Here is an 8328-nt window from a genome sequence, read left to right as displayed (position 1 = left end):
CGGTTGCGGTCCCCGTGATGCACAGCCAAACGATGATCGGCGTCGTCGATCCGCAACAGGACCGACCCACTGGCCGCCTCCACCGCCTCCATCCCCAAAACCTCCGGACCGAACGCCAACCACTCCTTCGCATCCGGAGACTCCACACCCACATAACCCAACGTCTTCACCAACATGTGCTGTCCTCAGGCGATTCAGTGGTTCGAGACGGCAAGTGACGCATAGCGCTGCTGGAGTGCGGCCCAGTTCTTGCCGGCCTCGCGCCCGCCAGCCAAATAGGACTCCGGCACTTCGGTGTACGGCGGTCGGGTGGGCCCCGTGCGCATGAAACCGGCCGCCTGGAATTGGGCGTTGTCGATCTGGATGCTGTACTTGAGGAATTCGGCGAAGTTGCCGCCTGGGTACAGCGTCTCAAGAGCCCCCTCGAGTTCGTCGGTGAGCGCTTGGCAGTCGTCCCAGCGGCGGGCTCTGATTAGGTTGCGCAAGTGCGTTACTGGCGCAGGGCCGCAGGCCACATTGCCCGACCAGCAGGCGGTGACCTCTTCTGGGAAGAGCCGCGCAAAGTAGTACCAGTCAGTCTCAAGCGGCAGTAGCCGCACGCGACCGCTTACCGCGCGGAGGTCGGAAAGGAAGGCGGAGCCACTGAGCAGCCCGAGATGCTTGGCAGCGACGACCTGGGGTATCTGGCTGAGTGCCTCGTAGGCGGGCGTCCCGATCTTTCCCTTGAAGGCGCCGGGGTTGTCGTAGACCACCAATGCCATGTTCGGCACTGCCTCGGCCACATCCCGGTAGAAGCGCACGATGCCGGCGTCATCCAGGGGCAGCCACATCGGACGACCCACGAACAGGCCATCGGCGCCGAGCTCGCCGAGCCGGCGACCCCTCGTGATCGTATCGCGGGTATTGAGCGTCGTCGCTCCGGCGAAAACTGGGATACGTCCCGCGACGGCGTCGACCACGGTGGCGACAAAGCTCTGCAACTCGTCCCACGTCAGCGAGGCGCACTCGCCGAAGGTGCCTGTGGTCATGAGCACATCCACTCCGCCACGGACCATCGCGTCGGCGAGCTTCGCCGCCTCATCGAGGTCTACGGAGAACGCGGTGCCCGGTTGGTCGGCCGTCGGGATGGAGGGCGTAGGGATAATGCCGACGACACCGGTGATGTCATCGACGGTCAACTTCGTGTCACGCACGTGCACTGCCTCTCTCGTGAATCGTCAGCGGGCTCGGAGGTTAGCGGGGACCGGCGGAAATGGCTGCGTCCCCAAAGACAGCTCGGGCTCTTCGTAGTAGAGATCGAGAGCCTTCAATGTAGGGATGTCGTTGACCGAGAACAGCAACGCATTTTCTGCCGACCGGTTGACGAAGTGATGGGTGCTCCAGTTGGGCACCACGAAGCTGTCGTGGGGCCCCCAGTCGAGTTCGACCCCGTCGACAACCGTAGTTCCCTCACCGCGCACGACGAAATACACGGCACTCGACGTGTGGCGATGGGCCTCGGTCTGCTGGCCCGGCCGCAGCAACTGCACCCAGCAATCCAGCGTTGGCATAGTCGATCCGCCGGTAACGGGGTTCGCATAACGCAGGACTACGCCGTCGTAGGGACTGCCCGCAAGGCCCGCCATCCGCTGGAGCTGCCGCTCGACGTCACGCCAAGGATAGCGGTACGGGAAGTTCGCCGCCTTGACCTGCTCCCACGCCGGGCGCAGCATCCCACCGCGGTCAGCGAGATGCTCTCCCGGGTCCTCGCGTTGAGGTTGGCGCATCTCGCCATAGGGCTCATAGAAGGGCACATTCAGCCCGAGCACTAGGCCGATATCCAGCACGTCGAGCCAAACGACGTTCTCCGAGGTGGCGTTCTCATGGTCATGCCACGTCCAGCGAGGGGTCAGAACCAGGTCGTAGGTGTCCATTTGACAAGGCTCGCCATCCACCACAGTCACCAGGCCGGGGCCGCCTTGAATAGCGAACCGGAGCGCCGCCATGGTGTGGCGGTGCGCATAGGCAATCTCGCCGGGCTTGAGCATCTGCATACCCATGTTGATGGTGTGCGTGGTTCCTCGGGCATCCGGGTTGATGAACGAGAGATTGCGTCGCGCCGTCAAACTTTCAGGCATCACGTCGCACGACTTCAGAAGCTTCGCGTGAACGTCCTGCCATCGCCACAGAAAGGGAACACCCGCAGGCTTGGGCCCGCCGACGACGCTCTCCAGCATGTCGTCGTAGATCCATTGTCCACGTAAGTTGGCAGCCTCGAGCTCGGCGTCGAATTCGTGAAGCCCTGAAATCTCAGCGGTCGACATGAGACCTACCTTCTCTGTTTTGCAGAACACTACTCTGTTACTTAGAGATTATCGGGACCGGCCGATTGCGTCAACACCAGGAAGTGCCGCGTACTAACCTCACCGTACTGACCATCGCCGTTGGTGACGGCGTGGCGAGGTGAGAACAAGAAGACCTCCAAGTGAGCTAGGAACGCTCAACAACCTCCGAGGTCTTCTTCATGACTCGTGGCGCCGTGTCGGCTGCGACAGGTTGTGTTGTCGATAGGGTCCCAGAGGTCACCGATGTGGGTCGGTCGCCAGCGGCGCAGCCCCGAACCTCGATGATCGGCCACTCCGTTTCGAGCCGAGTTCCGTCTAGGGGAGCGATGCGGTCGCGGCAACTCATCCGTGATGCCGGCGCCCAAGGCGCGGTATCGGCCTGTCCACCGAGCCGGGGCGGTGGCCGAAACCTGAATACCGCGCCGCGGCCACCGAGGACCTCGCGCGGTAGAAAGCCGCGACATTCCGAGCTAAGAACGCGGCGAAGCCGCAGCGAGCATGTCCGGTGGGAAACCAGTCCCACTTGCAATGCGGCGCGCAACCACTTGTGGCCCGACTATGGCGATCGCGTTGCGGCGGTATCGGGTGGGTTCGTCAACACTTCGAGCCTTCCCCGCACACTTTCGAGATCGCTACCGGCCTGCAGCGCACGCCTGCACTCGATCAGTGCTCGAGGCCAGTTCACCACCGCCGCGCCACCAAGACGTTGCTCGCCATCCGGGTAGAGGACTGTGAATCGATTGTCGGACAGTCGATCTCCGACGACGAGTGGCTCTCCTAGGTGAGTTGTCTGGCCACAGACCTGAATCTTCCAGTCGTACTGGTCGCTCCAGACGTACTCGACGGGCTCGTAGCAGCGCAATTCATCGGGATACAAAATATTATGCGCGACGCAAGAGGCCTGGTCGACCGCGTTTGTCCAGTGTTCGATGCGCATCGTCACGCCGCGGGCGCGATGGAACCAACGCGACACGTCGCCGACTGCGTAGATGTTTTGTGACGTAACTGCACGACAGAACTCGTCGCAGACCAGGCCGTCATCGACTAGCAGTCCCGACGGCATCAGCCAGCCGTCATTCGGAACGGCGCCGATGCCCACCACCACCGTGTCGGCTTCTAGGACCGTCCCGTCCGTGAGGCTGATCTTGAGGTTGCCGCGCTCCCCCTCAATATTCTCGACACCGATACCGAAGCGCGTGTGCACTCCGTGGTTTCGGTGCAAATCGATGAACCACTCGCCGATCTCTTCGGTCAGAACCCTGCTCATCGGAACGGGCACCGGGTCGACAACGGTCACCTGCCCCCCCATTGACCGGGCGGTTGACGCAACTTCGGCCCCGATGAATCCTCCCCCGATCACCACGAGGCGGACACCGGCGACAAGGTCGTCCCGTAGCCGCAGACAGTCCTCCAGAGTGCGGAGCACATGAATGCCCGATCCGTGGCCCCACGGGGATGGTCGCGCGCTGGCTCCGGTGGCCACCACCAGGTGGTCATAACGCAGGGGCTCATCATCGGCGAACTCGACCTGACACGCTGCGACATCCACTCCGATCGCGCGGCGGCCGAGGAGAAGCTCGATGCGGTCGGCGGCGGCAGCGTCTCTACTGAGTAACGTCACAGCGGCGATGTCACTCGTACCCGCAAGCAATGCCTTGGATAATGGCGGCTTGTCGTAGGGCAGCGCAGTTTCCTCGCCCACCAGGACGACGTCGCCGTCGTAGCCTTCCGATCGCAGCGCCTGGGCCGTGCGGACCCCGCCGACAGAACTGCCGACGATGACGACCCGTGACGTCATTCGTCTACGACTTCCAACGCTGCCACCGGACAGCTGCGCGCAGCCTCCTCGACCCGGGTCCTGTCCGCGGAAGGGACCTCCGTCTTCCGGACCAACACGAGTCCCCGGTCGTCGATGTCGAAGTAGTCCTCGGCGGCTACGACACAGTTCGCGTATCCCTGACATACCGCGTGGTTAGCCTTTATGACTCCGTCCATGTGCTTTCCTTCCCTATGTTCGTCGGGTTCAATTGCGCTGGGGTGCAGGTCCGAGGCTGAAACCGCCGTCGGGGCGGATCGTTTCGCCGGTAAGCCCGCGGGAGCGGTGCGAAGCGAGAAAGACGTAACTCCACGCGTGGTCGTGACCCGATAGGGCCACGTTGAGCGGTGTGCGAGCAGCCAATTCGCGGGCCCGGTCGGGTGCAGCATCCAGACGGCTGGCGCCAAGGTCGAGACTGTCGAGTCCGCGCAGGTCGGTGTTCAACGTTCCCCCTGGGGCAACACCGTTCACACGGATCCTCGGCGCGAGTTCGTGAGCCAGTGCGGTGACGAGGCCACGCACCGCGAACTTCGACGCGACATACAGCAGGCCGCCGCGTCCTGGATAAAATGATGAAGCGGACTCGGTGAGGATGATCGAGGCGCCGTCCTGGCCCATCAATGCCGGCACTGCTGCCTTGACTGAGTGGATATGACTCAGGACGTTGATACGAAACATCTCGTCGAACGCCTTGTCGATTCGCTCGGCGGGGATGTCCTGAATACGACGGTAGAAATCGAAGATCCCCACGCAGTTCACCAATGTGTCGAGTCCGCCGAACGCGTCGGCAGCGACCTGCACAGCTTCGTCGTTGGCGGTGTGGGTGGTCCCATCACCCTCGATTACCGGGATGTCGGGCAGCTGATGGCGCAGCGCCGCGCACTTATCGCTGTCGTACTCGAGCACGGCGACCTGGGCATCCTCGTTCAAGAACGCGTCGACGGTGGCCCGACCGATACCCGAACCTCCGCCGACGATCAATGCGCGTTTGCCCGCCAGCCAGCCAGTCATACCTCGTCGCCCAGAATCAAGGGAGTACCTGCGTTCCCCACCATGGCCGCTAAGGTGGCTGGGTTCTGCCAGGTCAACGCCTCGATCTCTAAGGCATCCAGCGACACCCACTGCGCCGATTTTGGCGCCTGAATCAACAGCCGAGCTCCGTTGCGAGTGGTCACTCGGCGCACGACGACCTCTGCGAACTCGTTGGCGACGTTAAGTGCATCGCCGGTCGCCCCGGCCAGCAGCGTCGACAGTTCCTCGCACGCCGGTTGTGGGGGCGACTGCGCGCCCTCGCCGGATCCGTTCGAGCTCATAGGAAGACCGCCAGATTCTGCATTCGAAGCACTGATTCATCGACGCAGATTGTTCGGCGTGCGAGTTTGAGCGCGTTGCCATCGCGACGTAGAAGATCTTCACGACCACATGAGAGGAGCGTGGACTCGTTGACGTCGCCACGGCTGCGGAAAAGCAACTCAGCGCTGTCGACCACGAGGTGGTCGGCATCGTCGCTGAGGAATGTGCGCACATTGGTGATGAAGTGACGCAGACGCGATGGCGGTTCCTCAGTCCAGGCATGCTCGGTGGCGAAACGGGCAACCCGGCGCTCAAGTGAGTATTTGTTCTCGTCGAAATGCGCCATTCCCGGTGAGCTATCAAATCCGGCTCCCGCGGCGGTGGTGATCCGCACCGGCATGTAATAGTGGATGTCCTCTGTGAGCAGACCCAGCCACCGGTCGTAGTCTTGAGCATCGAGGAGGTACGCCTCGTTGACGAGGAAACTATGCGCCTGGAGGTGACGAGGGTCGTCGAACGGTAACGGGTCGCCGACGCGTTGGGCGCGCGCCGCGTGCGCCCCGAGCACCGATGGAGCCGCGGATTGACCAATGCGCTGGTGATCGTGAACGCTCATAGCATCACCGACGTCGGAGCGGACCCCGAGTCGATATCGGCGGCGGCCACGCCGTTGGTCTGGACCATTGGTTCAATTCCATGCGGATTGTCGCTGAGCACCGTAGCCGGGTTGACGCGAAGCGGCGGCATGTCCAGGTAGTCGGCCCAGAGCCTCAACAATTGCCGTTGATTGTTCTCGTTGTAACCGAGTTGAGCGTATCCCGGCCCGTGGAATTGAGCGCTGCTAAGGGTGTCGACCACCCGTACATCGTCTGCGAGCAGCCCCATCCGGCTGTTCAGCCGCAGTCGGCGGGCCATGGAACCCCCCGCCGTGTTGGTCAGCGACACCCAGTTCTCGACATCGTCTTGCTCGAACATTCCCGTCGAGCCGAAGCACATCAAATAAGCCTTATACGAGTCCGCCTTAAAGTCTGCCGGGGCATCAGAATCCACCGCAAACCACGACAGCACCTCGGTTTCGTTCTCGCTGATTGGCTGCCACACCCGGATTGAAATGAACGGCAAGACGTGCTCCCCGTCCTCCACTTTCGGCCAGTTGTGCACGAAACTGATGTTGGGAAAACACGTCGCGGCCGAGATCATGAACCCGTCGGTGCCGACGACTTGTTGCTGCTGCTCGGTCCAGGTGGCCTTGGCTCGACTAATCATGTCCGCCGGGTAGCCCACGTAGCTCATCCGGTCCTCGAAACTCCCCTCGGGCAGCTTGTATGTGGTGCCCCCACCTCTACCCGCCCAATACGTGGCGCCGTCTTTGCGCTTGTGAGCCTTCGGCTCTCGGAACAGGCCGATCTCGACCACCGACGTGTGCGTCTGAGGTGTGTGGTACATGTCCCCGGCGAAATTTTCAGCTGCGATCTTCCAGTTCGCTTTTACCCGCCAACGCTGCGGACCTCGCACCTCAAGACCGTTGGGGCCTTGCTTGGTGTAGAAATCGAGATAGAACCTGAAATCACCCAGATAGTCTTCAAGCGATTCTGCGTCAGGATCCATCGACAGAAAGATCAACCCGTTGTAGCTGGCCACACTCGGCGCGGGCAACAAGGTCTGCCCCGTCTTGTTAAACCCGGCGTCTCCTCCGTAAGCCTCTTGGTGAAACGGCAGGCCAATAATGCGACCGTCATTGCGGTAAGACCACCCGTGGTACGGGCATCTGAAGTTCGACGCGTTCCCCATTTCCGCCCGGCAAACCTGCATACCGCGATGGAGGCACATATTGAACATCACCCGGATCTCGCCGGCAGAATCACGAGCGACGATGAACGAATCCTGCAACACTTGTCTGACCACGTAGTCCCCCGGCTGCGGAATCTCCGACTCGTGCGCCACGAACAACCACGCCCGACTGAACAGGCGCTCCTTCTCGAGCGAGAAAATTTGCTTGTCGTTATACACGTGCGCCGGGATCATGCCAGTGCGTACAGCCGCTAACACCTCACCGTGATCCTGCATCTTCAACTCCATGACTCAACGACTGGACTCGATCCGCGACCAAGGCGCCTTCACTGTTATGTAGAACGCGACTCTGTCTAGCAGAGATTATGCCGTCTCCTTACCGGTGGAGTCAAACGAGGGCGTTGACTAGTCGAGACTGCCGCGCAGCCCTCTCGGATGCTCTTGGGGAAACGTCCACGATGCGGCGCTCCCGCCGGGGGCAGCATCCCCGTGATGAAGGCATTTGCAGCGAGTGAGCGCTAGGTGTACTGACCTGACAGGTTAGGTACACGGCTGGCGGGTGGTTGACCCTTGAGTGCTGTGTGGCCGCGGTGATGATTGTAGTTGTGTAGCCAGATGGTCTATTCGGCGCAGCGCTCGGCGTCGCTGCGGTAGAGCCGGGCGTAGGCCCACTCATCGGCCAGGGTGCGGTGGAATCGCTCGACCTTGCCGTTGGTCTGCGGGCGGTAGGGTCGAGTGCGCCGGTGCTTGATGTCACCCAGAGCGTCGCAGAACTTGTGTGACCGGTAACAGGATCCGTTGTCGGTCAATATGGTTCGCACTGCAAAGCCGCCAATGTGGTTGAACCAGGCGTTGGCTCGCAGCCAAAACGCTGCGGCGGTTTCCTTGCGTTCATCGCTGAGAATCTCGCTATAGGCCAGCCGTGAGTGAGCGTCGATGGCCGTGTGCAGGAAGTGATACCCGCGCACATTGCTCCTATGTCAAGCTGCGGCTTTGGCGTGGGTGTGTTGGGGTGTTCGGCCGGTGTGTTGGTCGATGTGTAGTCGTCGGTAGACGGTGCGGGCGAGGTGTCGTTTGAGGCAGCGTGAACTGTCCTGGCTCTGG

At 61.9% G+C, this 8328-nt stretch carries 8 protein-coding genes and 2 pseudogenes; all 10 read right to left on the bottom strand.

The features are described from left to right. Positions 1-176: pseudogene (locus tag J3476_RS28150) on the bottom strand (glyoxalase); the annotation flags it as partial. Between the two features lie 18 nt (positions 177-194). Next, the gene (locus J3476_RS18965) at positions 195-1193 is read right to left on the bottom strand and encodes a dihydrodipicolinate synthase family protein (protein WP_207067928.1); all 999 of its coding nucleotides are present in this window, start codon (positions 1191-1193) and stop codon (positions 195-197) included. A 24-nt stretch (positions 1194-1217) separates the two neighbouring features. Next, positions 1218-2303 (bottom strand): cupin domain-containing protein, encoded by a 1086-nt coding sequence (locus tag J3476_RS18960; protein WP_069416981.1) that lies wholly within the window; start codon positions 2301-2303, stop codon positions 1218-1220. 577 nt (positions 2304-2880) lie between these two features. Beyond that, positions 2881-4122 carry an NAD(P)/FAD-dependent oxidoreductase gene (locus tag J3476_RS18955; RefSeq protein ID WP_207067927.1) on the bottom strand — a complete coding sequence of 414 codons (1242 nt, stop codon included), beginning with the start codon at positions 4120-4122 and terminating at the stop codon, positions 2881-2883. Continuing rightward, positions 4119-4319 carry a ferredoxin gene (locus J3476_RS18950; protein WP_014211439.1) on the bottom strand — a complete coding sequence of 67 codons (201 nt, stop codon included), beginning with the start codon at positions 4317-4319 and terminating at the stop codon, positions 4119-4121. The genes J3476_RS18955 and J3476_RS18950 overlap by 4 nt, the downstream gene beginning before the upstream one ends. Positions 4320-4347: 28 nt before the next feature. Continuing rightward, on the bottom strand, positions 4348-5151 hold the full coding sequence (hcaB, locus tag J3476_RS18945) for a 3-(cis-5,6-dihydroxycyclohexa-1,3-dien-1-yl)propanoate dehydrogenase (RefSeq protein ID WP_207067926.1): 804 nt from the start codon (positions 5149-5151) through the stop codon (positions 4348-4350). Beyond that, on the bottom strand, positions 5148-5453 hold the full coding sequence (locus J3476_RS18940) for a hypothetical protein (protein ID WP_207067925.1): 306 nt from the start codon (positions 5451-5453) through the stop codon (positions 5148-5150). Before J3476_RS18940 ends, hcaB begins: the two co-directional genes overlap by 4 nt. Then, positions 5450-6049, bottom strand: a complete 600-nt coding sequence (locus J3476_RS18935) for a 3-phenylpropionate/cinnamic acid dioxygenase subunit beta (RefSeq protein WP_207067924.1) — start codon at positions 6047-6049, stop codon at positions 5450-5452. Before J3476_RS18935 ends, J3476_RS18940 begins: the two co-directional genes overlap by 4 nt. Then, the gene (locus J3476_RS18930; protein WP_207067929.1) at positions 6046-7500 is read right to left on the bottom strand and encodes an aromatic ring-hydroxylating dioxygenase subunit alpha; all 1455 of its coding nucleotides are present in this window, start codon (positions 7498-7500) and stop codon (positions 6046-6048) included. Before J3476_RS18930 ends, J3476_RS18935 begins: the two co-directional genes overlap by 4 nt. Positions 7501-7742: 242 nt before the next feature. After that, positions 7743-8192: pseudogene (locus tag J3476_RS18925) on the bottom strand (integrase core domain-containing protein); the annotation flags it as partial. Between the last annotated feature and the right edge of the window lie 136 nt (positions 8193-8328).

Origin of the sequence: Mycobacterium sp. PO1, from assembly GCF_017312405.1 — a bacterium.
In the GTDB taxonomy this organism is placed as follows: Bacteria; Actinomycetota; Actinomycetes; order Mycobacteriales; family Mycobacteriaceae; genus Mycobacterium.
The sequence above is the reverse complement of the archived record's forward strand: the minus strand, read 5'-3'. Positions and strand labels throughout refer to the sequence as shown.

Bases quoted from the DNA above. Each gene is read 5' to 3' on its own strand.
- J3476_RS18960 (WP_069416981.1), bottom strand. From the start codon at position 2,303: ATGTCGACCGCTGAGATTTCAGGGCTTCACGAATTCGACGCCGAGCTC.
- J3476_RS18955 (WP_207067927.1), bottom strand. From the start codon at position 4,122: ATGACGTCACGGGTCGTCATCGTCGGCAGTTCTGTCGGCGGGGTCCGC.
- J3476_RS18950 (WP_014211439.1), bottom strand. From the start codon at position 4,319: ATGGACGGAGTCATAAAGGCTAACCACGCGGTATGTCAGGGATACGCG.
- hcaB (WP_207067926.1), bottom strand. From the start codon at position 5,151: ATGACTGGCTGGCTGGCGGGCAAACGCGCATTGATCGTCGGCGGAGGT.
- J3476_RS18940 (WP_207067925.1), bottom strand. From the start codon at position 5,453: ATGAGCTCGAACGGATCCGGCGAGGGCGCGCAGTCGCCCCCACAACCG.
- J3476_RS18935 (WP_207067924.1), bottom strand. From the start codon at position 6,049: ATGAGCGTTCACGATCACCAGCGCATTGGTCAATCCGCGGCTCCATCG.
- J3476_RS18930 (WP_207067929.1), bottom strand. From the start codon at position 7,500: ATGCAGGATCACGGTGAGGTGTTAGCGGCTGTACGCACTGGCATGATC.